Here is a 23,621-nt window from a genome sequence, read left to right on the forward strand (position 1 = left end):
CCTGCGAATTTGTGAATAATGAAACATCGGTTCCGTTATTTTGTCAATTCGGAATGTTTATTCCATTTTCGCTTTTCCAGCTTTTGGATGCTGACGCTTGCGCCGCCGTTCGGCGATCGCCACCGGCAGTGCCATGGTGAGCGCCATCGAGGCCGAAAGCGAACGGAAGCCGGCGAAATCGGCTTCTGCCACCTCGAACCAGTGCGTGGCGCAGGCGGCAAGCGGCGAGAAGGCCGAATCGGTGATCGCAATGACAGGGACGCCGCGGTCGGCAAGCTCCTGGCTCTGGCTGAGACTGTCGGCCGCATAGGGCGAGAAGCTCGCGGCGATCGCCGCATCCTTCGGTGTTGCGAACTGCACCATTTCAGGATCGACGCCGTTCGGCGAGGCGACGATCTGGTGGCGGATGGCGAGTTTGGAAAAAGCATAGGTCATGTGGGCCGTCAGCGGATAAGACCGCCGTTTGGCGATCAGATAGATCGTCTCGGCGGCGGCAAGGATATCCACGGCTTTGGTGAACGTATCGCTCTGCACCGTCGCCGCCAGCCGGTTGACCGACTGGCTGGCCGCGGCGATGAAGCCGGAGAGCAGATTGGCGTCCTCGTCGTCGCCGCTCGCCTGCTCCAGCGTGACGAGCCGCTCTTCATAGCTCAGCGTCCGGTCGCGCAATCTTTCGCGGAAGATGCTCTGCAGGTCGGAAAAGCCTTCGTAACCCAGATGGTGCGCCAGGCGCACCAGCGTCGAAGGCTGGACGTCGGAGGCGGCCGCGATGCTCGCCGTCGTGCCGAAGGCGATCTCGTCGGGATTACCGAGCGCGAAGGCGGCAACCTGCGCCAGCCGCTTCGGCATGCTCGCCTTGCGCTCGATGATGGTGCTGCGCAGGCTTTCGAAATCGCGCGGCACACGCGCCTGCCTCTGGGGATCGTTATCCATGCTTTCGGCTCACGAGATGAAACAAATATTCCATATTGCGGAGCATAGACGATTTCAAACTGCGCGCCTAATTGTTTTTAATCGCCTGTAAATCAAGGGATTTAGACAGTTCTTGCGAAAAATCGTCCCGATGACCGTGGATGGGTCTCTTGTCAAAATGATCCAAATATTCCAAAAATCCCCGCACAGCTTCGGAGGAGACGGAAATGAAGGCACTCGGCATCGGTTTGATCGGCACCGGCTATATGGGCAAGTGCCATGCGCTGGCCTGGAATGCGGTGAAGACGGTATTCGGCGACGTCGAGCGTCCGCGTCTCGTCCATCTTGCCGAAACCAATGCCGGGCTGGCTCAGGCGCGGGCCGGCGAGTTCGGCTTCGAGAAGGCGACGGCCGACTGGCGGGCGCTGATCGCCGACCCCGAGGTCGACATCGTCTCCGTCACCACACCCAACCAATTTCATGCCGATATGGCGATTGCAGCGCTTGAAGCCGGCAAACACGTCTGGTGCGAAAAGCCGATGGCGCCGGCCTATGCCGACGCCGAGCGCATGCTGGAAACGGCGGAACGTTCCGGCAAGGTTGCCGCCCTTGGCTATAACTATATCCAGAATCCCGTCATGCGGCACATCAAGATGCTGATCAGTGAGGGCGCCATCGGCACGATCAACCATATCCGTGTCGAGATGGACGAGGATTTCATGGCCGATCCCGATGTCTTCTTCTATTGGAAGAGCGAGCTGTCCGCCGGCTACGGCGCGCTCGACGATTTCGCCGTGCACCCGCTGTCGCTGCTCTGGTATCTCTTCGGCCATGTCGAAGCCGTCATAACGGACATGGTGAAGCCCTATGCCGACCGCCCGCTGCGCGAAGGCGGCCGCCGCGCCGTCGAAAATCACGATGCCGCCAATGTGCTGATGCGGCTTGGCGGCGGCGTCTCCGCCGTGTTGATGGCCAATCGCGCCGCCTGGGGCCGAAAGGGCCGCATCGCTCTGCAGATTTACGGTTCGAAGGGCTCGATCGTCTACGATCAGGAGCGGATGAACGAATTCGAACTTTATCAGGCCGAGGGTCGCGGCTCCGAACAAGGTTTCCGCAAGATACTGGCGGCACCGGCCCATCGGCCTTATGATCGTTTCATCCCGGCGCCCGGCCACGGCCTCGGCTTCAACGATCTGAAGATCATCGAATGCCGCGAGCTGATCCGGGCAATATCGGGCGAGCCGTCGTCGATCGTGACATTTAAAGACGGTCTCAGGATAGAGAAGTCGGTGCATGCCATGGCACAGTCCTTCCACGAGCGTCGCTGGATCGAGATCGGCTGAAGGTAAGAAGCCGCTTTCCGTTGACGGCGCATAGGGCAGGGGGTAGGCCTTGGCATGAGTGTCGGGCCTCGTTTCAGGAGTGAGATCGTGACGGATAGACTGGTGATCATCGGCGCGGGGCAGGCTGGTTTCGCATTGGCGGCTAAGCTGCGTGCCTTGAAGGACACGCGCCCGATCACCCTTATCGGCGCAGAAGACGTCGCGCCCTATCAGCGCCCGCCGCTTTCGAAGAAATACCTGCTCGGCGAAATGACCTTCGACCGTTTGCTGTTCCGCGACGAGCACTGGTACGGCGACAATGACGTCGACCTTCGCCTCTCCACCTGGGCCGAGCAGATCAAGCCGGACAGCAAGCAGGTTCTGCTGCAGGACGGCTCCGTTCTCGACTATGGTACGCTGGCGCTCGCCACCGGCTCGACGCCGCGCCGGCTGCCGGCCGCAATCGGCGGCGATCTCGACGGCGTCTATGTCGCCCGCGACAAGCGCGATGCCGATCTGCTCGCCGACGAAATGCGCCCTGGTCGCCGTGTCCTCATCATCGGCGGCGGTTATATCGGCCTCGAGGCGGCAGCCGTTGCCCGCTACCGCGGCCTTGAGGTCACCGTCATCGAGATGGCCGACCGCATCCTGCAGCGCGTCGCGGCGAAGGAGACCGCCGACATCATGCGCGGGATCCATCAGTCCCACGACGTGGTGATCCGCGAGAAAACAGGGCTCAAGCATCTGGTCGGCAAGGATGGCCGCGTCACTGGCGCCGCGCTTTCCGACGGATCGGTCATCGACATCGACTTTGCCGTCGTCGGCATCGGCGTCGTGCCGAATGACCAGCTCGCCAAGGAAGCCGGCCTCGACGTCGCCAACGGCATTGTCGTCGACGAATTCGCTCGCACCTCCGATCCGGCGATCTTTGCCGCCGGCGATTGCGCCGCCCTTCCCTGGCAGGGTGGCCGCATCAGGCTCGAATCGGTGCAGAACGCCGTTGACCAGGCCGAAGCGGCGGCAGCCGTCATTGCCGGCGGCAGCGAGCCGTATGATCCGAAGCCGTGGTTCTGGTCCGATCAGTATGATGTCAAGCTGCAGATCGCCGGCTTCAATCTCGGTTACGACGAAACGCTGCTGCGCCCCGGCGCCCGCGAAGGGGCCCATTCTATCTGGTATTTCAGGGAAGGCCTGCTGATTGCCGTCGATGCCATCAACGACGCCAAAGCCTATGTAACCGGCAAAAAGCTGCTGGAATCCGGGATCAACCCCGACAGATCGATTCTCGCCGACTTTTCCGCCGATCTCAAGCGCCTGCTCGGCTGAGCCGGACACCCACCCGTCGCAGAATCGCCGGCGGCAACGCCAATCCTGTCGACTCCGGGCGGCAAAACTCCGCTTCGTCGTCGAAGGGAACGAAGCGCGATCAAAATCCGCTGATCGCGCCGGGAAATGCGGTCGGTTTGCGCAACCGGCTGAAATACCGCTCACTGCATTTCTTCTGGTGAAACCTGAAAAAACCCTTGCATTCACAGACCGGTCACCATAGTTAGGCCGCACCGGAGAGGTGGCCGAGTGGTCGAAGGCGCTCCCCTGCTAAGGGAGTATACGTCAAAAGCGTATCGTGGGTTCGAATCCCATCTTCTCCGCCATCTTGATTTTTCCTAGCTCAGTTCAATTCACGCGGAAAGCCATTTCCGCTTAGGCGACTTAATGTCTCGTGATCGCTGGGCGGTCATGCCTTGCGATCGCGCAATAAGAGAATCGCTCCGCCTCGAGAGTGAGAATCGCCAGCGGGGAATCATCGCCCGCTTGCATGCCCCGACACGCAACGAAACCGAATCCGTGCATGTCTGGTTACGCTTGCCGCAGTGGCGATATCTCGTCCGGCATCAGGATTTCGTCAAAAAAGCGTTCCAAATATGTTGCGCAGCTCATGTCCAGATCACTGTTGGTCCGACCTAAGCTGCCGCAAAACCAAGGTTTTCTTAACAAAGCATAAAGGAAATCAGGGCCGGCTGCCCGACTTGTGTCCTTTGAGCAACAGGAAGTCGGGAAGGCTTCCTGAAACCCCCCATCCGAGTAAGTTGGTGATTGCGTGACGGCTTCCGTCTTGTATTTTCAGCGTCGGAAGCAAGGGCGACTGATCGTCCACTTCTTGCAACACGGGAATGGGGCAGGGAACGCTGCTCAGCGAAAGATCCCAAACCCGAACGAAACTTTGAATTGGAGGTCATTTATGAACATCAAGAGCCTTCTTCTCGGCTCCGCTGCTGCTCTCGCAGTAGTTTCCGGTGCTCAGGCTGCTGACGCTATCGTTGCTGCCGAGCCGGAACCGGTTGAATACGTCCGCGTCTGCGACGCTTACGGCACCGGCTACTTCTACATCCCGGGCACCGAAACCTGCCTCAAGATCAACGGCTACATCCGTTTCCAGGTTAACGTTGGCGAAGACGTCGGCGGTGATTCGGACTGGGATGCCGTTACCCGCGGTCAGGTTCAGTTCACGGCCAAGAGCGACACCGAGTATGGTCCGCTGACCGGCGTTATCGTCATGCAGTTCAATGCTGACAATGCCACCGACCAGACCTCCAAGCTCGACTCCGCTTACCTTGACATCGCCGGCTTCCGCGCTGGTCTGTTCTACAGCTGGTGGGACGACGGCCTCTCCGGCGAAACCGACGATATCGGTTCTGTCGTAACGCTGCATAACTCCATCCGTTATCAGTACGAAACCTCCGATTTCTACGCTGGCATCAGCGTTGATGAACTGGAAGACGGCGTTTACAAGGCTGGCGAAGAAGCCAACAACGTTGGCGTCGCCGTTGGTCTCGGCGGCAAGGCCGGTGCATTCAGCTACCAGGTTACTGCCGGCTACGACGTCGACAATGACGACGGCGCTATCCGTGCAATGGGTACGGTTGACATCGGTCCCGGCACGCTCGGCCTCGCTGGCGTATACTCCACCGGCCCGAACTCCTACTACTCTTCGGCTGAGTGGGCTGTTGCTGCCGAATACGCCATCAAGGCAACCGACAAGCTGAAGATCACCCCGGCCGTTCAGTACTACGGCAACTACTTCGGCGGTGGCAAGGCTGTTCCGGATGACTTCGACGGTCTCGGCGATGCTTGGAAGGTCGGTCTGACGGTTGATTACCAGATCGTCGACAACTTCTACGCCAAGGCTTCGGTTCAGTACCTCGATCCGGATGATGGCGACGACTCCACGACGGGCTACTTCCGCCTGCAGCGCTCGTTCTAATCTGATCTGACTTCGGTCAATCAGGAAAGCCCGGCTCTCGAGCCGGGCTTTTTTGCATTGAGGGATCGCACCGTCTGCCAGCTCGCCGGCTTCCATGAGGCCAATGCATATCGCCCGGAAATGGGCAGCGGTTCCGGGATAACGAAATCCATAAATGCAAGGGGCGAAAGCGCATCGCCTGAATCAAATTGAGGCGGCGCCTTTTATCGGCAAGAGGCGAGAAAAGCTCGAATGGCTGTGGGGATATCGCTGTGATGTAGAAGCGGCGCGTGCCCTTGTCCTTCGGCAGCATGCAGGATCAAGCGTGGATGCCGGCGGGCCATTTCGTCGGCAATCTGCTTTGAGAGCAGAGACGAATTTTCGCCGCGGATCAGCATCAGCGGAAACCGGTTCAACCTTTCGAATTGCGCCCAGAGATCGGGTAGCGGCTGGCTGAGATCGACCGATTTCAGCGCCTCTGCGATCGCCGGATCGAAATCGGCGACCGGTCTTCCGCCGACGTCGCGATAAAGGGCAAGCGCCATCTCGCGCCAGTCTTCCTCCTCCAGCGCGGTAAACGACGCGCCGTGATTTTCCTTCAATATATCGGCCGCAGTGGTCCAGTCCTCAGGCCTTCTGCCGTTGTTGAGATAATCGCGGATCCTTGCCAGCCCTTCGGCCTCGACCACGGGTCCGATATCGTTAAGGATGACGGCCTCGAGAAGATCCGGCCGTGTCGCCGCGATCAGATGCAGGATCAGCCCACCTCGGGACGTGCCGATGAAGATCGCCCGCTCGACGCCGAGGGCCGCGCAGGCGGTAACGACGTCGCCGGCCTCGACGGCCAGATTGTAGTTCGCCTTGTTCTCATCCCAGGCCGAGTTTCCCCGCCCGCGCGAATCGAGTGCGATGACCCGGCGCGGTGCTGTCATGTCCCGGGAGAGAAGCAACGCCAGCGGATGAAAATCCCGCGTATTGCGGGTCAGACCGGGCAGGCAGATGACCGGCAGCCGTCCCGCGGTCGCCGTCTCGCCCGGCCGATAGTCGCGGGCATAAAGCGTCAGCCCATCGGGAGATGTGTAAAATCGCTCCTGGAAACCGCTTGTATCCGTATCCGGCATCGCATCCCTCGAGAGTTGTTGATCCCGAAGATGTAGCCTGCTTTTCGAGCCGCGCCAAACGGCTTCAGGAGGCGCTGCGTCCGCCGATGAGGTCACGTTCGATATCGGTGGGCTGGCCAAGGCGGGCCTTGTAGACCTCGTAATTCTCCATCACCCGCTGCACGTAGTTGCGGGTTTCGGGGAAGGGGATGCGCTCGATCCAGTCGACGATCTCGTCGATCGATCTGCCGCGCGGATCGCCGTAGCGGCCGATCCATTCCGGTACCCGCTTCGGCCCGGCATTATAGGCGATGAAGGTGAGGATATAGGAGCCGCCGAAGGCGTCGATCTGTTCGCCGAGATAATGCGCGCCAAGGGTCGCGTTATAGCCGGCATCGGCCGTCAGCTTGTCTTTCGAATAGGTGATGTTGTGGCGCTTGGCCACCGCCTGGGCCGTCCCCGGCAGAAGCTGCAGCAGGCCGCGTGCGTTCGCCGCTGAAACGGCGGCCGGGTTGAAGGCGCTTTCCTGCCGGGCGATGGCATAGGCGAGCGCCTTGCCGGAGCCTGAAATATTGGCGTTCGCCGGGATGACGCCGACCGGAAAGGCGAGCGCTGCGACATCGATGCCGCGTCCATAGGCGGTCTTGCCGATCTGCAGCGACAGATGATGATCGCCGGATTGCTCGGCCTGTGCCGCAAGCACAGCCAGTTCGCCGGGGCTCTGCAACTGATCGGCGAGCGCGAGATAGAGAATGTCGGCCCGCCATCCATGGCCGGCGGCCTCCAGCCGGGCGATCGCCTGCACGGCTTCGCGGGCTTGGAAGCGTTGCCGGTCGGCCGTGCTCGGCGAGGGATAAGTCACGTTCAGTGTCTTTCGCCCCAGCCGTTCCGCCGCGAGCTGGCCGTAGAAGGTGCCGGGAAAAGTCGCAGCCTTCGCATAGAATTCGCTGGATGTGCCAGGGCCGCCGGCCTCCGCTGCTCGTCCCAGCCAATACCAGGCGCGTGAAACCGAGATCGGCCCGTTCGATGTCTGCAGAATCTTGCGGAAGTGTTTTTCCGCAGTCGTCGGGTCCTGCAGGCCGCGCAGCGCATACCATCCGGCATGGAATTCAGCCTCGACGATATCGGTCGGGCTCGTTGCGGCGTAGTTTGCGACGATGCGATAGGCAGGCTTGAACTGTCCCTGGTCGACGAGACCACGGCTGACGATGCGCTGCTCGTTCCACCACTCGCCGGAATTGACGAGCTCGCTGCGCTCGGGCGGCATCTGCTCCAGCAGTGCTGCCGCCTCGGCATATTTGTCCTGCTTGCGCAGATATTCGATCCGCGCAAACAGCAGGCCCGCATCGCTGCGCCATCTGGCATCGACGGCGTCGAGCAGCGCGCCGGCATTGCCGGCTTTGGCGTCGACGGCAGCCCAGGCCTTGTAGAGCGACTGCGCCTGGCCCATGTCGCCGAAGCGCTTGGCCTGCGCCACCCGGCCGCGATACATCAGATAGTCCATCCGCGCCTTATGGTCGGCCGGCGTCAACAGCGCTGAGAATTCGATGAGGATCTTGTCCTCGGTCGCTTTGTCGAGAGCCTCTCCGCGCCAGACCTTACGGATATATTTTGCCGCCTGCGCCTGCTTGCCGGTTGCAACCAATGCCCGGCCGAGGATGACGGCGCCCTGCATCGTCTCGGGCGCGGTATCGCCGAAGGCGGCAAGCACGGCGGATGGAGCGGGGTTTTCGTCATAGAGCGCGCGTTCGGAATAGGCGCGCAGCCGCGAAAGGCCCGGCCAGCTCTTGAGCTCCTGCGCAGCGCTGGCGATTTCATAGGAGGGAACGCCCTTCAAGCCGGAAACGGCGATCGCCCAGGTGAGGATATGGCGATCAAGCGTACCGTCGGGCATATTGTCGCGGATCGACAGTGCCAGCCGTGGGTCCTTGTCGGAAAGCGCATCGAGGCCGGCTTTCAGGTCGCTGTTAACAGGCGCGATTGCCGGATTGCGCGGAATGGCGCCTGTTGTGAGCGATTCCGGTATGGCTGTTTCGGGAATGAAGCCGAGCGGCTTGACGCCGGGCACGGGCGTGCTCTCGCCCGGAAGCGGCGACGCTACACTGCTCCACGCGGCGGCAATGAAGCCGAAGGCGGACAGAATCAGGACAGCTTTCTTCATCCGGGATCTCGCAACGAAAACACGCCCTGCCATTTGGCTAGAGGCATCTTAACGAAACCTTACCGTACCAGGTAAAATTCATTCACATCTGCTATCGGAATTTGCCCTAAACCGAACTCTACGCGCTTGTCGCGATGATTTCGGCGCTCTATGGTGCGCAAAATATTCATGGAATGCGGCCGAAGCAAGGATTTGGTCGTGAGGAGCTTTGCATGTTCAATGGGTCCATTCCCGCCCTCGTCACCCCCTTCACCGATGCCGGACTGATCGACGAAGACAGCTTCGCCGCGCATGTCGACTGGCAGATCAGGGAAGGCAGCAGTGGTCTCGTTCCTGTCGGCACGACGGGCGAATCCCCGACGCTGTCGCATGCCGAGCACAAGCGGGTCGTGGAACTGTGCATCGAGGTCGCTGCAAAACGCGTTCCCGTCATGGCCGGCGCCGGCTCGAACAATACAGGTGAGGCGATCGAGCTTGCCCAGCATGCCGAAAAGGTCGGCGCCGACGCCGTTCTGGTCGTCACTCCTTATTACAACAAGCCGACCCAGAAAGGCTTGATCGCGCATTTCTCAGCGATTGCCGAGGCCGTCGATCTGCCGATCTATATCTACAATATCCCGGGCCGCTCGGTGGTCGACATGACGCCGGAAACGATGGGTGCGCTTGCCAAGGCGCATGGCAATATCGTCGGCGTCAAGGATGCGACGGGCAAGATCGAGCGCGTCTCCGAACAGCGCATCACCTGCGGCAAGGATTTCCGGCAATTGTCCGGCGAGGACGCGACGGCGCTCGGCTTCAACGCCCATGGCGGCGTCGGCTGTATTTCGGTCACGGCCAATGTCGCCCCGCGCCTCTGCGCCGATTTCCAGGCGGCGACGCTGAAAGGCGACTATGCCAGCGCGCTGGAATATCAGGATCGGCTGATGCCGTTGCACAAGGCGATCTTCCTGGAGCCCGGTCTTTGCGGCGCCAAATACGGGCTCTCCAAGCTCGGCCGCATGAGCCGCAACGTCCGCTCGCCGCTGCTGTCGACGCTGGAGCCTGCAACGGAAGCGGCGATCGACGCGGCGCTACGCCATGCCGGGCTGCTGAACTGAGGAGACCGGCCGTCTTCACAAGGCCGGGTCGTTCCCCTACATAGAGGGCAAGCAATGAGGGCGCGGCTTGTCGCGCATCTCGAAGGGATATTGTTATGGCCCCCAAAGGCAGCCAGCGCGTGGTGAACAAGGTCGTGGCCGAAAACCGCAAGGCCCGCTTCAACTACGAAATCATCGATACCTACGAGGCCGGTCTCGTGCTGATGGGCACGGAGGTCAAATCGCTGCGTGAGGGCAAGGCCAATATCGCCGAATCCTATGCGTCGGATGAGGGCGGCGAGATCTGGCTGATCAACTCCTACCTGCCGGAATATCTGCAGGCGAACCGCTTCAATCACGAACCGCGCCGGCGCCGCAAGCTGCTTTTGTCGGGCCGTGAAATCCATCGCCTGCGCTCTGCCGTCAACCGCGAGGGCATGACGCTGATCCCGCTGAAGATCTATTTCAACGACCGCGGTCGGGCGAAGATGGAACTGGCGCTCGCCAAGGGCAAGAAACTGCATGACAAGCGCGAGTCCGAGAAGGAACGCGATTGGAACCGGCAAAAGAGCCGCCTGCTGAAGGATAACGGCTGACCACGCCGCTTGGGCAGTAATTGCCGTTTCCGGATCATTCTTGGAAGTCGCTGGCCGGGGCGACGACTTCGACCTGGCGCGGCGCCCGTTCCGCAGGGTCGCGACCGATTTCGGCCTTCAAGGACAAGAGATCGATGAAGTGGTCGGCCTGGCGTCGCAGGTCGTCGGCGATCATCGGCGGCTGCGTCGCCATCGTCGAGATCACCGAGACCTTGCGGCCTCTGCGCTGTAGCGCCTCGACCAGGTTGGTGAAGTCGCCGTCGCCCGAGAAGATGACGAGATGATCGACCGTTTCGGACTGTTCCATGGCGTCGATCGCAAGCTCGATGTCCATGTTGCCCTTGATCTTTCGGCGTCCCATGGAATCTGTGAATTCCTTGGCGGGCTTGGTGACGACCTTGTAGCCATTATAGTCGAGCCAGTCGATCAGCGGCCGGATCGACGAATATTCCTGATCCTCGATCAGCGCGGTGTAATAGTAGGCGCGCAGGAGATAGCCGCGTTTCTGGAATGCTTTCAAGAGCTTGCGGTAATCTATGTCGAAACCGAGGCTCTTGGATGCAGCGTAAAGGTTGGCGCCGTCAATGAAGAGTGCAATTTTTTCGCGTGGGTCAAACATCGCTTACCAATCCAATGAGAGCAATCGAAATCTGCAGGACAAAAATTCAATAAAATCAATATGTTGTGCTTTGATTTTGCTCTGATCCATACTTTAACAATTATTCATATATGAAAGATTTAGGGCACGATTCGGCATATTCCAAGCAACCATAGGTGGAATTGTGACATTCTCCATGGAAATTTAGTTCAGCCGCGGATAAAGACGAGGGGAGCTGGAATGAAAAACTTGTATTTGCCCGGTTTTAATTGTATCGGGCGTGCTAATCCCGAAATGACGACCGTAAAGGACAGGCAATGGCCCGTGTCACAGTTGAAGATTGCATCGACAAGGTGGAGAACCGCTTCGAGCTGGTTCTGCTCGCCAGCCACCGCGCCCGGCTGATTTCCCAGGGCGCCTCGATCACTATCGATCGCGACAACGACAAGAACCCGGTCGTCGCCCTGCGCGAAATTGCCGACGAGACGCTTTCGCCCGATGACCTCAAGGAAGATCTGATCCATTCGCTGCAGAAGCATGTCGAAGTCGACGAGCCCGAGCCCGATCCGGCCAGCATGATCGCCGCCGGCGGTGTCGCCGCAGCCGACAGCGAAGAGCAGGACGATCTGCCTGAAACGATCACTTTCGACCAGATGTCGGAAGAGGAGCTGCTTGCCGGCATCGAGGGCCTGGTGCCGCCGGAAAAGAGCGACGACTACTAAGCGCGCAGACTGATCCCGGTCGTATGCGAACGGGGAAAAGTTTCATGCGATGCGAAAGAGCGATGATTACCAATCGTCAATCTTGCGCCTTTATTGCTTAGGCATATTATTGCCCATGTGTGCGCCAATCGTTGATTGGCGCGCTTTTATTTTTACCGGAGTGGCTTTGGAATGATGCGGCAGTACGAGCTCGTGGAGCGGGTTCAGCAATACAAGCCCGATGCCAATGAAGCACTGCTGAACAAAGCCTATGTCTACGCCATGCAGAAGCATGGCCAGCAAAAGCGGGCGAGCGGCGATCCCTATATTTCGCATCCGCTCGAAGTCGCCGCGATCCTCACCGACATGCACCTCGATGAATCGACGATCGCGGTCGCGCTGCTGCACGATACGATCGAGGATACCACGGCGACGCGCGCCGAGATCGACGAACTCTTCGGCGAGGATATCGGCCGCCTGGTCGAGGGCCTGACCAAGATCAAGAAACTCGATCTTGTCACCAAGAAGGCCAAGCAGGCGGAAAACCTGCGCAAGCTGCTGCTCGCCATTTCCGACGATGTGCGCGTGCTGCTCGTCAAGCTTGCCGATCGCCTGCACAACATGCGCACTCTCGATCATATGTCGGCCGACAAGCGGGCCCGAATCTCCGAGGAGACGATGGAAATCTATGCGCCGCTTGCCGGTCGCATGGGCATGCAGGATATGCGCGAGGAGCTCGAAGAGCTTTCCTTCATGCATATGAACCCGGAAGCCTACGACACCGTCACCAAAAGGCTGGAGGAGCTTTCGAAGCGCAACGAGGGCATCGTCAAGAAGATCGAGGCCGAGCTGCGTGACCTGCTGGTCGCAAGCGGCCTGACGAGCGCCTATGTCAAGGGCCGGCAGAAGAAGCCCTATTCGGTCTTCCGCAAGATGCAGTCGAAGTCGCTTTCCTTCGAGCAGCTTTCCGATGTCTACGGTTTCCGTTTGATCGTCGAGGACATTCCGTCCTGCTATCGGGCGCTCGGCATCGTCCATACCCGCTGGCGCGTCGTGCCCGGCCGTTTCAAGGACTATATTTCGACGCCGAAGCAAAACGATTACCGCTCGCTGCACACCACGATCGTCGGCCCCTCCAGCCAGCGCATCGAGCTGCAGATCCGCACCAAGCGCATGCATGAGATCGCCGAATTCGGCATTGCTGCCCATACACTCTATAAGGACGGCGCCACCAATGCCGACGGCGACATCCTCTCGCGCGAATCCAATGCCTATTCGTGGCTGCGCCACACGATCGAGGCGCTGGCCGAAGGCGACAGTCCGGAAGAATTCCTCGAGCACACCAAGCTCGAGCTCTTCCAGGACCAGGTCTTCTGTTTCACGCCGAAGGGCAAGCTGATTGCTCTGCCGCGCGGCGCCACTCCGATCGATTTCGCCTATGCGGTGCACACCAATATCGGCGACACCACCGTGGGCGCCAAGATCAACGGCCGCATCATGCCGCTGGTGACACGGCTTGCCAATGGCGACGAGGTCGAGATCATCCGCTCCGGCGTGCAGGTCCCGCCGGCCGCCTGGGAGGAGATCGTCGTTACCGGCAAGGCGCGCGCCGCCATCCGCCGCGCCACCCGCATGGCGATCCGCAAGCAATATGCCGGTCTCGGCCACCGCATTCTTGAGCGCACCTTCGACAGGGCCGGAAAGATTTTCTCCCGCGAGGCGATGAAGCCAGCGCTGCACCGCCTCGGTCAGAAGGAGGTCGAGGACGCGATCGCTGCCGTCGGGCGCGGCGAGATGTCTTCGCTCGACGTCCTGCGCGCGGTCTATCCCGACCATCAGGATGAGCGCGTCACCGTGAGGCCCTCCGGCGACGACGGCTGGTTCAACGTCCGCAGTGCGGCCGGCATGATCTTCAAGATCCCCGGCAAGACCAAGGCAGGGGTCGATGGCGGTCCTTCGGAAGCCGACACTGACGCCGATATCGGGCCGATCCGCGGCCTCTCCGGCAATGTCGACGTCAAGTTCGCCTCAACCGGCGCCGTGCCCGGCGATCGCATCGTCGGCATTATGGACCAGGGCAAGGGCATCACCATCTACCCGATCCAGTCGCCGAGCCTGCAGCGCTTCGACGATCAGCCCGACCGCTGGATCGATGTCCGCTGGGATCTCGACGAAGCCAACAAGTCGCGTTTCATGGCGCGCATCATGGTGAACGGGTTGAATGAGCCCGGCACGCTTGCCAAGGTCGCCCAGACGGTTGCGGGCCTCGACGTCAATATCCGTTTGCTGAATACGGTGCGGGTCGCGGCGGATTTCACCGAAATGATGCTCGAGGTGGAGGTCTGGGACCTGCGTCAGCTCAATCAACTGCTCGCCCAGATGAAGGAACTGGATTGCATTGCTACGGTCCGGCGGCTCTACGAGTAAGCTTTTGTTAAGCCCTCAGACGGTTCAGTGCAAAATTGCACATTTTATGATCGCTTTACGATCGAATTAGTTCGCCAAAAAGGCACGCCATGCACTGCGCGCATGGCTGTCTCCATGTTGCGGCTGTAGTAATTAACCCGTGCCGGGCCTATCTTCTGGTCATCGAAACGCAAACAGAAGATGAGACAAGACAATGTTTGATCCTATCAGGAAAATCGCTCGCGCCTTCCGCGCTCCGACCACGCAGGAACGTGAAATGGCCTATCTCAATGGCTCGCTCGATCGTATCGATCTCGAGTTTCGTCAGCGCCAGGTCGACCGCGGTCTGTTCCGCACGCGCTGATACTGAATTTAATACTTGAGACGAGTGAGGGACGTTATGCATGACGGACGCCCCTCGGTATGAAAAAGCTCCTCTCTGCTGAGAGGATGAGATGTTTTTTCCGCGGTATCATTTGCCGCTCTTGTCATGGTCATGTGCGCTGCACTAAATACCGGCCATGTTGTTTCGCCGTCGCAAGCCTGCGGGATTCAAGGAAAAGATGCGAGAGCTTCTATGGCCCCGCAAAGGTTTCCTTCGCCCGCTCCGTTACCTGACAATGCGCATCCTGCGCCTGAGCGCTTCGCCGCACGCGGTTGCGGCCGGCGTCGCTGCGGGCGTCTTCGTCTCGTGGACGCCCTTCATCGGCGTGCATTTCGTCATGGCCTTCGTCATCACCTATTTCCTCTCCGGCAGCATGGTGGCCGCCGCCCTCGGTTGCGCGGCCTTCGGCAATCCGCTGACCTATCCCTTCATCTGGGGCATCACCTGGGAGATCGGGCATCTGCTGTTGAGTCGTGAGGATCAGCTGGCCGGTCAGACGGTTGATCTCGCAGCCCTCTTTCATAAGCTGAACTTCACTGAATTATGGAGGCCTGTGCTGGAGCCGATGCTCGTCGGCGCCATTCCGCCGGCAATCGTCACCTCCGTTGCGCTTTACGCACTGACATTCTACACCGTGAAGGGTTTTCAGACGCGCCGCCACACACGGCTGCTGGAGCGGGCGCGACTGCGTCTGGCCGGCCCGGCCGGCGAAATGCCGAGCGTATGAACCCGGTCAAGAAATCCTAAGCGACGGAAGGTTCCGGCATGATCATCGGCATTGGCAGCGATCTGATCGACATTCGCCGGGTCGAGAAATCCATCGAGCGCTTCGGCGAGCGCTTTACCCATCGCTGCTTCACCGAGATCGAGCGCGCGCGTTCCGACCGCCGGGCAAATCGTGGAGCCTCCTATGCCAAGCGTTTCGCCGCCAAGGAGGCCTGTTCCAAGGCGCTCGGCACCGGCATCGCCCAGGGCGTCTTCTGGAAGGATATGGGCGTCGTCAACCTGCCGAGCGGCAAGCCGACCATGGTTTTGTCGGGTGCTGCCGCCCTGATCCTCGAATCGATGCTGCCCGCGGGCCATAGGCCCGCCATTCATTTGACAATAACGGATGATTATCCCTTGGCGCAGGCCTTCGTGATTATCGAGGCGTTACCCGAGAGCCTCTGATCGGAACCTCGGGAGCGTTGATCGCGACCTCTCGTCGCTTTTGACGTTGTCGCCATTGCCGCAATCGGCCGAAGCCGCTAGAGAGAACGACAGAAGAATTGCGCCGCCGCGGCGTCTTGAAGGAATAAGACTGCGTGTCCGAAAAAGTCGAAGCCAAGCCGAACGCCCTCTGGGAAAATATCAAAGTCATCATCCAGGCGCTGATTTTGGCGATGGTGATCCGAACGGTGCTGTTCCAGCCCTTTACCATCCCGTCCGGTTCGATGATGCCGACGCTGCTCGTCGGCGACTACATCTTCGTCAATAAGTTCGCCTATGGTTATTCGAAATATTCGCTGCCCTTATCGCCTGATATCTTCAGCGGCCGCATTTTCGGCTCCGCTCCGAAGCGCGGCGATATCGTCGTTTTCCGCTTCCCGCCGAACCCTGACATCGATTACATCAAGCGCTGCATCGGCTTGCCGGGCGACCGCATTCAGATGAAGGAGGGCGTTCTCTACGTCAACGGCAAGCCGGTACCGAAGGTGCCGGACGGCGCCTTCACCTCGGATTACAAGCTCGATCCGGGCGCGGATGTGCCGGTGTTCCGCGAGACGCTCGACAACGGCAAGACCTATGACACACTCGATTCGTCTCCGGCATCGCGCGGTGATAACACCCGCGAGTTCATCGTGCCGGAAGACCACTATTTCATGGTAGGCGACAACCGCGACAACTCGGCCGACAGCCGCTTCGACGTCGGCTTCGTGCCGGCCGAAAATCTTGTCGGCCGCGCCAGCGTCATCTTCTTCTCGCTCGGCAACGACACCTCCTTCCGCGAAATCTGGAAGTGGCCGACGAACATGCGTTGGGATCGCCTCTTCAAGGTTGTTGAATGAGCAAGGCGCCGACGCTTTCTGCGGCCGACCGCGCAAAGCTTGAAGGCCTGATCGGTCATGACTTCGCCGAAGAGGAACGCTTGGATCGGGCGCTGACCCATGCCAGCGCCCGCACTGAGAAGGGCGGCAATTACGAACGGCTGGAATTCCTCGGCGACAGGGTGCTTGGGCTCTGCATCGCCGAGCTTCTGTTCCGCACCTTCGGCGCGGCGGGGGAGGGCGAACTCTCGGTTCGCCTCAACCAACTGGTCAGCGCCGAAACTTGCGCTGCGGTCGCCGACGAACTCAATCTTCACCTCTATATCCGCACCGGCGCCGACGTGAAGAAATTGACCGGCAAGCGCATGATGAACGTGCGTGCCGACGTCGTCGAAAGCCTGATCGCCGCGATCTATCTCGACGGCGGCCTCGAAGTGGCCCGCCGCTTCATCCTGCGCTACTGGCAGGGCAGGGCGGTCCGGGCCGATGGCGCCAAGCGCGACGCCAAGACCGAGCTGCAGGAATGGTCGCACGCGAAATTCGGCGTCACGCCCAACTACCGGGTTGATGAACGCAGCGGACCGGATCATGATCCGCGCTTCAAGGTGACGGTGGAAGTTGCTGGCATAAAGCCGGAAACCGGCGTAGAGCGGTCGAAGCGCGCCGCCGAACAGGTTGCGGCGACGAAGATGCTTGAGCGCGAAGGCATTTGGCAGCAATCGTCTGCCGGAAACTGACGGGACAATGACACAAGAAGAAGATATCGCGGCCGAAGCTGCTGCAGAAACCCATGGTCCGACACATTCGGGCTTCGTCGCGCTGATCGGGCCGACCAACGCCGGCAAGTCGACGCTGGTGAACCGCCTTGTCGGCGCCAAGGTCTCAATCGTTAGCCATAAGGTGCAGACGACGCGCGCCATCGTCCGCGGCATCGCGATCCACGACAACGCCCAGATCGTCTTCATGGATACACCCGGTATCTTCAAGCCGCGCCGCCGGCTCGACCGCGCCATGGTGACCTCGGCCTGGGGCGGCGCCAAGGATGCCGATCTGATCGTGCTGCTGATCGACAGCGAGCGCGGCCTGCGCGGCGATGCCGAAGCCATCCTCGAAGGCCTCAAGGAGGTTCGGCAACCGAAGATCCTGCTGCTCAACAAGATCGACCGCGTCAACCGCGAGGATCTGCTGGCACTCGCGGCCGCCGCCAACGAGAAGATCGCTTTCGAACGCACCTTCATGATATCGGCCGAAAACGGCTCAGGCTGCGACGATGTCATGGAATATCTCGCCGCCACACTTCCCGAGGGGCCGTGGTACTATCCGGAAGACCAGATCTCCGATCTGCCGATGCGCCAGCTCGCTGCCGAAATCACCCGCGAGAAGCTGTTCCTGCGGCTGCACCAGGAGCTTCCCTACGCCTCGCATGTCGAAACGGAAAAATGGGAAGAGCGCAAGGACGGCTCGGTGCGTATCGAGCAGGTGATCTATCTCGAGCGCGACAGCCAGAAGAAGATCGCGCTCGGCAAGGGTGGTGAAACCATCAAGGCGATCTCGACGGCGTCCCGCAAGGAATTGTCGGAGATCCTCGAGCAGCCGGTCCATCTCTTCCTGTTCGTCAAGGTTCGCGAGAATTGGGGTGACGATCCCGAGCGGTTCCGCGAAATGGGTCTCGATTTCCCGAAATAAAGCATGTCGCGCAAAAGTGTGGAGCGGTTTTGCGGCACCGACATGCGCACCAACAAAGCATGTCGTGCAAAAGTGTGGAGCGGTTTTGCGGCAACGACATGCGCGCAAACAAAGAGCTAAAGCGCGAGAAGCGAATCTGAAAGATCGCGACGCGCTTTAGGCGTGGCAAGAATTTCATCGGGTAAGCGCCAGCCCTTTGTTTCCTTGGAAAAAACCAGCTTCGTTGCGGAACGAACCCATGCCTTTGCGCATTTCTTGCTCGACGGTGCGTCGATGAGGGGCGGCCGGTTTGCATGACCGCGAGGGCAGGTATGGCAACGTCGAAACGCATCCACTCTTTCAAGACTCCTTGTGAGCAATGTCCTTTGCGGCCGTTGCCGCATTTCAGGGAGTTCAGCCGCGATGAGCTGGAATTCGTCTCCCATTTCAAGAGGGGTGAACTTGCCGTCGATGCCGGCTCCACTATCCTTGTCGAGGGCGCACATAGCGCTCATCTCTTCACGGTGCTTTCCGGCTGGGGCTTTCGCTACAAGATGCTGGAGGATGGACGCCGCCAGATTCTGAATTATATCATGCCGGGCGATCTGATCGGCCTGCAAGGAACCATCGCCGGCGAGATGCAGCATTCCGTCGAAGCGCTGTCACCGGTTTCCCTCTGCGTCTTCGAGCGCGACCGGCTGATGACGCTCTATAACAAGCACCCCTCTCTCGCCTTCGACATCACCTGGATCGCCGCGCGCGAGGAGCGCATTCTGGATGAGCATCTGTTGAGCATCGGCCGCCGAACGGCGCTGGAAAGAGCAGCCTACCTGCTGGCTTTCCTCTTCGAGCGCGGCAGGCAACTTGGTCTCTTCAACGGCCGCAAATTCATCCCGATCACCCAGCAGCACATTGCCGACACGCTCGGCCTTTCCATCGTCCACACCAACAAGACCCTGAAAAAGCTCGGTGAACGCGGATTGATCCGCTGGCAGGAGCGCGGCTGCGAGGTGCTGAACGGCGAGGAATTGCTGGCCATTTCCGGTTGGGAAGGGCTCGGAGAGGGCAAACGGCCCTTCATCTAGCCTCGCTCTTATGTCTTTTTTAAATGCGCATTAGCATTTGAGAAAATAAGGTCGGCCGTCATCTTCCTCCGATTTGATTCTTATAGGCCGGGCAAAATGGTTTATTCAGACATGGTGGCGGAATTCACCGATAGCGTGCCATGCGGGGCACCGGAGGGCAATGATGTTGGCGAAACGGCCGGGGCGCTGCGACAGTTGCCCGACGGAGGGCAGGGAATCATGAGCGCAATCCGTGTTCTGGTTCTTGAAGACAGTCTGATCATCGCGATGGAGGCGGAGGATATGCTGCGCCTGGCCAGCGTCGAGAATATCGATATCGTCGGCAGCGTGGAGCAGGCGAGGGCTGCCATCGTTGCGGAGACATATGATTGCGCCCTTCTCGACGTCAATCTCGGCGAGGGCATGAGCTTCGGATTTGCCCGTCATCTTCTCGACCTTAGCATTCCCTTCGGCTTCGTCAGCGGCTATTCCGATACCGGCGATTTCCCCCCGGACTTGCAGCACATTCCGCTTCTGGTGAAGCCTTTCGACGAGACGGCGATGCGTGAATTCCTGCTGAGGCTTTTCCCGGCTGTCGCCTGATCCGGTCCATCAATAGCAGCCAGACCTTTCCGATTTTCGGGGTTATGCTCTAGAGTGGATTCGTCGGCCGTAAGGATTTCTTTCGATGCAGTGGCAGGACCATGCGATCATCCTGGGCGTCAAGCGCCACGGCGAGACGAGCGTCATCGCCGAGGTGATGACGCGTGACCGCGGTCGCCATCTCGGCCTGGTGCGCTCCGGCCGGTCGCGCGCCATGCAGCCGGTGCTGCAGGCCGGCAATGCCGTAGAGGTCATCTGGCGCGCCAGGTTGGACGAACATCTCGGCGAATTCCGCGTCGAGCCGGTGACGTTGCGCGCCGCCCGCCTGATGGAAACGGCGACCGCCGTCTACGGCGTTCAGGCGATGGGCGCGCTGCTGCGGCTGCTGCCCGAGCGTGACCCGCATCCGCACCTCTTCGATGCGCTGGAGGTTATCCTTGATCACCTGCACAACCCGGCCGATGCCGGCGAACTCTTCGTGCGTTTCGAACTTGCAGTGCTGAACGATCTCGGCTTCGGCCTCGATCTGGCCGAATGCGCCGCGACTGGCGCCCGTTCCGATCTCGTCTACGTCTCGCCGAAATCCGGCCGCGCCGTCAGCCGCAGCGCCGGTGCCCCCTGGGCGGACAAGATGTTGCTACTGCCGCCGTTTCTCGGTGTCGAAGGCAACTATGCGGCCGACTTCGATAGTCTCGCGGCTGCATTCCGTCTGACGGGGTTCTTTCTGCATCGCCACGTCTATGAACCGCGCGGCATCGAGGCCGCGGCAGCCCGCGACGGCTTCGTTCAGGCGGCGCTCAAGGCGCTCAATCCCGCCTTGCGGACGCTTTCCGGCCCGAATGATATTTCTGCCTGATCTCGGTTTTTTACCGGTGCAAAACATCCTCCGGATTTGGCGGTTTACCCACTCACGAGCCCTTCCTATGTCTTGGAGGATTGCCAGCCAAGGAGGATATCATGCTGACCAAGACCGCATCCCCGACGACGATCACCCTCTGGAACGGCCGCGAAATTCCGCGTCTCGGCATGGGATGCTGGGCGATCGGCGGTCCTTTCTACGCCGGCGACACGCCGCTCGGCTGGGGGGAGGTCGACGATAATGAATCCGTCGAAGCGATCGGCCGCGCCATCGAACTCGGCATCCGCTTCTTCGACACGGCCTCGAATTACGGCGCCGGCCATTCCGAAGAGGTGCTCGGCCGGGCGATCGGCAATCGTGATGATATTGTCGTTGCCACCAAGTTCGGCTTCGCCACCGACCCGCAAACCAAGCAGGCAACCGGTGCCTTCGCCGACGGGGCCTTCATCCGCCGTTCGGTCGAAACCTCGCTGCGCCGCCTCAAGCGCGACCGCCTCGATCTCCTGCAATTCCATCTCAATGATTTTCCGCTGGAACAATCGGATGCCGTCTTCGATACGCTGGAGGCGCTGCGTGCCGAAGGCAAGATTGATGCGTTCGGCTGGAGTACCGATTTTCCCGACCGCGCCGTCCGCCATGCCGGCCGCCAGGGCTATGTCTCCGTGCAGCATACGATGAACGTCTTCGAGCCGGTGCCCGAGATGATCGCGGTGATCGAGGGGAAAGGCCTGATCTCGATCAATCGCGGTCCGCTGGCCATGGGGCTTTTGACCGGCAAGTTCACCGCCGATAAGGCGGTGGGCGCCAAGGATGTACGCGGCGCGGCGCTCGACTGGATGGTCTATTTCAAGGACGGCCGCATGGCCCCGGAATTTGCCGCAAGGCTCGATGCCGTCCGCGATCTCCTGAGCTCAGGTGGCCGCACGCTGACGCAAGGCGCTCTCGCCTGGCTATGGGCAAAGTCGCCGCGCACCTTCCCCATTCCAGGCTTCCGCACCGTCGCGCAGGTGGAGGAAAATGCCGGGGCGCTGGAGAAAGGGCCGTTATCGGCTGATGTCATGGCGGAGATCGACGTGGCGCTCGATCGCGTGTGAGGGGCGGGGCCGGCGCAACCCACGCCGCCCTCATTCCTGTGACAGGCACAGGAATGAGGGAGAACGTTGCAGCGTGCGTGGAAAAAGGCGTGGTCCAGCCAACATTGCCCAATTCGACCTAGCTCCGCGCGCGAGCCTTCAGTGCCCAGCCTTCCGGCCTCTCTTCGACGACGCGGACGGTGTCGCCGATCGTGATCCTGCCGTTGCCGCGCGGGGTGACGTTCCAGCCGAAGAGCGGGCCCGGCACGCGCCGGTCGGCGGACATGCGGATGCGGCCCATTGATGGCATCGGGTTCGGCCCCTCGCGTGAACCGGTCAGCTGGTCCTGCGTCGTCATGATGCAGCGCGAGCAGGGTTTGACGAGATCGAAGCGGATGCCGGCGATCTCGATCGCCGCCCAGCGGTCCTCCGGCCAGGCCTCGTCGATATCGATGACGATGTTCGGCCGGAAGCGTTCCATGCCGACGCTGCCTTCGCCATGGGCGGCGAGGTCGGCGTTCAACGCTGTCAGCGAACCGGTCGTCGTCACCAGGATCTGATAGCCGTCGGTAAAGGTGACGGGCGTGCCTTCGCCGGCCCATTCGGCATTCGCCGTCCGCCGGGCCTGGCCGTCGAAGAAGACCAGCCGCACCTCGCGGCCGAGCCATTGGGAAAGCTGCCGGTTGCTTTCGGGATCGGCGACGGCGGCGCTGACGGTCGATTTCCACACGCTCACATCCATGCGGTTTTCAGGCCGAGGCGGCGGCACCGATATGTCCTGCCTTCCCTGCATCAGCAGCCGAAAAGCGCCGGGCTCCGGCCGGACCTCGATGCGCGCGAGGTCCGGCAATTCGCGCTGGGTGATGAAGTGTCCGTTGGGATCAGTGATCATCGCCCGCCGGTCGCCGGGAAGCCCATAGGCGTCGATGTCGGCCGAAGGCAGGGCAATTCCACGGGCACTTTTGAGGGGATAGATAAAGAGGTCGCTGATACGCATGCCGTTCTCCCAGAACAGGATGATTTTAGGCCGAGTCGGATTGAGATCTGAGGCCTGTTCTAGATCTCGTCCATGAATGCCTGGAGAAAGTCGCGCAGGCTTTTGTCGCGATCGGCCGCCAGCCTGCGGCCGGTCTCGGTCTGGAACCCGTCCGCCAGTTTGAACAGCTTCGTCCGGAAATGGTCGATCGCATAGCGCTTGTCGTCGAGCGGGCGCTCCGCCGCCGCCGGGTCGAACGGATCGTAGAGCCCGGATCCCAGTCGCCCGGCAATATAGAAGCAGCGTGCGGCGCCGATCATGCCGATCGCATCCAGCCGGTCGGCGTCCTGTAGGATCTTTGCCTCCAGCGTCTGCGGCGCCACCCCGGCCGAGAAACTATGCGCGGTGATGGCGTGAGCCGCAGCGTCGATATCCGCCTCGGACCAGCCGAGCTCTGACAGGATCGCCGATGCCTTTTGCGCCGCCAACGCCGATGCTTTTGCCCGCAACGGCGAATTCTTCTCGACGGCGACGCAGTCGTGCAACAGCACGGAAGCGGCAAGAACCCGCCCGTCGCCGCCTTCTCCAGCATGGATGCGCATGGCGTTCCGGAAGACGCGCAGGATATGTGAAAGGTCGTGCGAGCCGTCGTCGCCATCGGCCGCGTGTGCGATCAGCGCCGCGGCGAGCGTTTCATGAGGGGAGAATGCTTCGGCCTCGAACATTGCGCCACCTGTTGTGAGGAAGATTGTCTTCCGTCGATGGAACATCGGAGCGGAAGCGGGTACGGAATTTCATCTCGGTCGAAGCACGCGACAACGAAGGCTCGGGAACCGTTGCCGATTATGTAGCGGCT

At 60.6% G+C, this 23,621-nt stretch carries 23 protein-coding genes and 1 tRNA gene; 18 read left to right on the top strand and 6 right to left on the bottom strand.

Translation table 11 applies throughout. The features are described 5' to 3' along the window. Window positions 1-57: 57 nt before the first annotated feature. Complete coding sequence (locus BBJ66_RS23050) at window positions 58-933, bottom strand: MurR/RpiR family transcriptional regulator (RefSeq protein WP_071090075.1); 876 nt, start codon at window positions 931-933, stop codon at window positions 58-60. Window positions 934-1,139: 206 nt separating this feature from the next. Here BBJ66_RS23050 and BBJ66_RS23055 point away from each other — a divergent pair, with 206 nt between their 5' ends. The 4 genes from BBJ66_RS23055 (at window position 1,140) to BBJ66_RS23070 (ending at window position 5,496) form a co-directional block, all read left to right on the top strand. Further along, entirely contained in the window at window positions 1,140-2,255 is a 1,116-nt protein-coding gene (locus BBJ66_RS23055; protein ID WP_071090078.1) for a Gfo/Idh/MocA family protein, read from the top strand. A gap of 87 nt (window positions 2,256-2,342) precedes the next feature. Then, entirely contained in the window at window positions 2,343-3,560 is a 1,218-nt protein-coding gene (locus tag BBJ66_RS23060) for an NAD(P)/FAD-dependent oxidoreductase (RefSeq protein WP_071090081.1), read from the top strand. 235 nt (window positions 3,561-3,795) lie between these two features. Continuing rightward, a tRNA-Ser gene (locus BBJ66_RS23065) sits at window positions 3,796-3,886 on the top strand. Window positions 3,887-4,473: 587 nt separating this feature from the next. After that, a complete protein-coding gene (locus BBJ66_RS23070; protein WP_064837861.1) occupies window positions 4,474-5,496 on the top strand; it encodes a porin in 1,023 nt (340 codons plus the stop codon). A 203-nt stretch (window positions 5,497-5,699) separates the two neighbouring features. Here BBJ66_RS23070 and BBJ66_RS23075 read toward each other — a convergent pair whose 3' ends face one another. Both BBJ66_RS23075 and BBJ66_RS23080 read right to left on the bottom strand, forming a co-directional pair. Then, window positions 5,700-6,596 carry an alpha/beta fold hydrolase gene (locus BBJ66_RS23075; RefSeq protein ID WP_071090083.1) on the bottom strand — a complete coding sequence of 299 codons (897 nt, stop codon included), beginning with the start codon at window positions 6,594-6,596 and terminating at the stop codon, window positions 5,700-5,702. 64 nt (window positions 6,597-6,660) lie between these two features. Next, window positions 6,661-8,736: a lytic transglycosylase domain-containing protein gene (locus BBJ66_RS23080; protein WP_071090086.1), complete on the bottom strand. Its 2,076-nt coding sequence runs from the start codon at window positions 8,734-8,736 to the stop codon at window positions 6,661-6,663. Between the two features lie 212 nt (window positions 8,737-8,948). On the opposite strand from BBJ66_RS23080, the gene dapA reads away from it, so the two are divergent. Next, entirely contained in the window at window positions 8,949-9,833 is an 885-nt protein-coding gene (gene dapA, locus BBJ66_RS23085; RefSeq protein ID WP_049733873.1) for a 4-hydroxy-tetrahydrodipicolinate synthase, read from the top strand. A gap of 95 nt (window positions 9,834-9,928) precedes the next feature. Further along, entirely contained in the window at window positions 9,929-10,408 is a 480-nt protein-coding gene (gene smpB / locus BBJ66_RS23090) for an SsrA-binding protein SmpB (RefSeq protein WP_012557117.1), read from the top strand. A 34-nt stretch (window positions 10,409-10,442) separates the two neighbouring features. On the opposite strand, the gene BBJ66_RS23095 is transcribed toward smpB, so the two are convergent. Continuing rightward, on the bottom strand, window positions 10,443-11,027 hold the full coding sequence (locus BBJ66_RS23095) for a LabA-like NYN domain-containing protein (protein WP_049733874.1): 585 nt from the start codon (window positions 11,025-11,027) through the stop codon (window positions 10,443-10,445). A 296-nt stretch (window positions 11,028-11,323) separates the two neighbouring features. Between BBJ66_RS23095 and rpoZ the strand changes: the two genes are divergently transcribed. The 12 genes from rpoZ (at window position 11,324) to BBJ66_RS23155 (ending at window position 21,810) form a co-directional block, all read left to right on the top strand. Further along, window positions 11,324-11,728 (top strand): DNA-directed RNA polymerase subunit omega, encoded by a 405-nt coding sequence (gene rpoZ, locus BBJ66_RS23100; RefSeq protein ID WP_003574261.1) that lies wholly within the window; start codon window positions 11,324-11,326, stop codon window positions 11,726-11,728. A gap of 171 nt (window positions 11,729-11,899) precedes the next feature. Beyond that, window positions 11,900-14,134, top strand: coding sequence for a RelA/SpoT family protein (locus BBJ66_RS23105; RefSeq protein ID WP_071090089.1), 2,235 nt, complete (start codon window positions 11,900-11,902; stop codon window positions 14,132-14,134). Window positions 14,135-14,327: 193 nt separating this feature from the next. Beyond that, window positions 14,328-14,477 carry a DUF3563 family protein gene (locus BBJ66_RS23110; RefSeq protein ID WP_071090092.1) on the top strand — a complete coding sequence of 50 codons (150 nt, stop codon included), beginning with the start codon at window positions 14,328-14,330 and terminating at the stop codon, window positions 14,475-14,477. Window positions 14,478-14,634: 157 nt separating this feature from the next. Next, window positions 14,635-15,225 carry a DUF2062 domain-containing protein gene (locus BBJ66_RS23115; protein ID WP_071090095.1) on the top strand — a complete coding sequence of 197 codons (591 nt, stop codon included), beginning with the start codon at window positions 14,635-14,637 and terminating at the stop codon, window positions 15,223-15,225. Between the two features lie 38 nt (window positions 15,226-15,263). Then, window positions 15,264-15,668 carry a holo-ACP synthase gene (gene acpS / locus BBJ66_RS23120; protein ID WP_071090098.1) on the top strand — a complete coding sequence of 135 codons (405 nt, stop codon included), beginning with the start codon at window positions 15,264-15,266 and terminating at the stop codon, window positions 15,666-15,668. Window positions 15,669-15,802: 134 nt separating this feature from the next. Next, window positions 15,803-16,546 (top strand): signal peptidase I, encoded by a 744-nt coding sequence (lepB, locus tag BBJ66_RS23125; protein WP_049733878.1) that lies wholly within the window; start codon window positions 15,803-15,805, stop codon window positions 16,544-16,546. Beyond that, on the top strand, window positions 16,543-17,262 hold the full coding sequence (rnc, locus tag BBJ66_RS23130) for a ribonuclease III (protein ID WP_049733879.1): 720 nt from the start codon (window positions 16,543-16,545) through the stop codon (window positions 17,260-17,262). Before lepB ends, rnc begins: the two co-directional genes overlap by 4 nt. Before the next feature lie 7 nt (window positions 17,263-17,269). Next, window positions 17,270-18,211 (top strand): GTPase Era, encoded by a 942-nt coding sequence (gene era / locus BBJ66_RS23135; protein WP_071090101.1) that lies wholly within the window; start codon window positions 17,270-17,272, stop codon window positions 18,209-18,211. A 311-nt stretch (window positions 18,212-18,522) separates the two neighbouring features. Next, complete coding sequence (locus BBJ66_RS23140; RefSeq protein WP_049733881.1) at window positions 18,523-19,275, top strand: Crp/Fnr family transcriptional regulator; 753 nt, start codon at window positions 18,523-18,525, stop codon at window positions 19,273-19,275. A gap of 96 nt (window positions 19,276-19,371) precedes the next feature. Then, window positions 19,372-19,857: a response regulator gene (locus tag BBJ66_RS23145; protein ID WP_071090104.1), complete on the top strand. Its 486-nt coding sequence runs from the start codon at window positions 19,372-19,374 to the stop codon at window positions 19,855-19,857. Between the two features lie 85 nt (window positions 19,858-19,942). Next, on the top strand, window positions 19,943-20,713 hold the full coding sequence (gene recO / locus BBJ66_RS23150; RefSeq protein WP_049733883.1) for a DNA repair protein RecO: 771 nt from the start codon (window positions 19,943-19,945) through the stop codon (window positions 20,711-20,713). Window positions 20,714-20,814: 101 nt separating this feature from the next. After that, window positions 20,815-21,810, top strand: coding sequence for an aldo/keto reductase (locus BBJ66_RS23155; protein ID WP_071090108.1), 996 nt, complete (start codon window positions 20,815-20,817; stop codon window positions 21,808-21,810). Between the two features lie 118 nt (window positions 21,811-21,928). Here the strand turns inward: BBJ66_RS23155 and BBJ66_RS23160 are convergent, their stop codons facing one another. Both BBJ66_RS23160 and BBJ66_RS23165 read right to left on the bottom strand, forming a co-directional pair. Then, on the bottom strand, window positions 21,929-22,786 hold the full coding sequence (locus BBJ66_RS23160; protein WP_071090111.1) for an MOSC domain-containing protein: 858 nt from the start codon (window positions 22,784-22,786) through the stop codon (window positions 21,929-21,931). 59 nt (window positions 22,787-22,845) lie between these two features. Next, window positions 22,846-23,490: an HD domain-containing protein gene (locus BBJ66_RS23165; RefSeq protein WP_049733886.1), complete on the bottom strand. Its 645-nt coding sequence runs from the start codon at window positions 23,488-23,490 to the stop codon at window positions 22,846-22,848. Window positions 23,491-23,621 lie beyond the last annotated feature (131 nt).

The sequence above is a fragment of the Rhizobium sp. RSm-3 genome, assembly GCF_001854685.1.
GTDB lineage: Bacteria > Pseudomonadota > Alphaproteobacteria > Rhizobiales > Rhizobiaceae > Rhizobium > Rhizobium ecuadorense.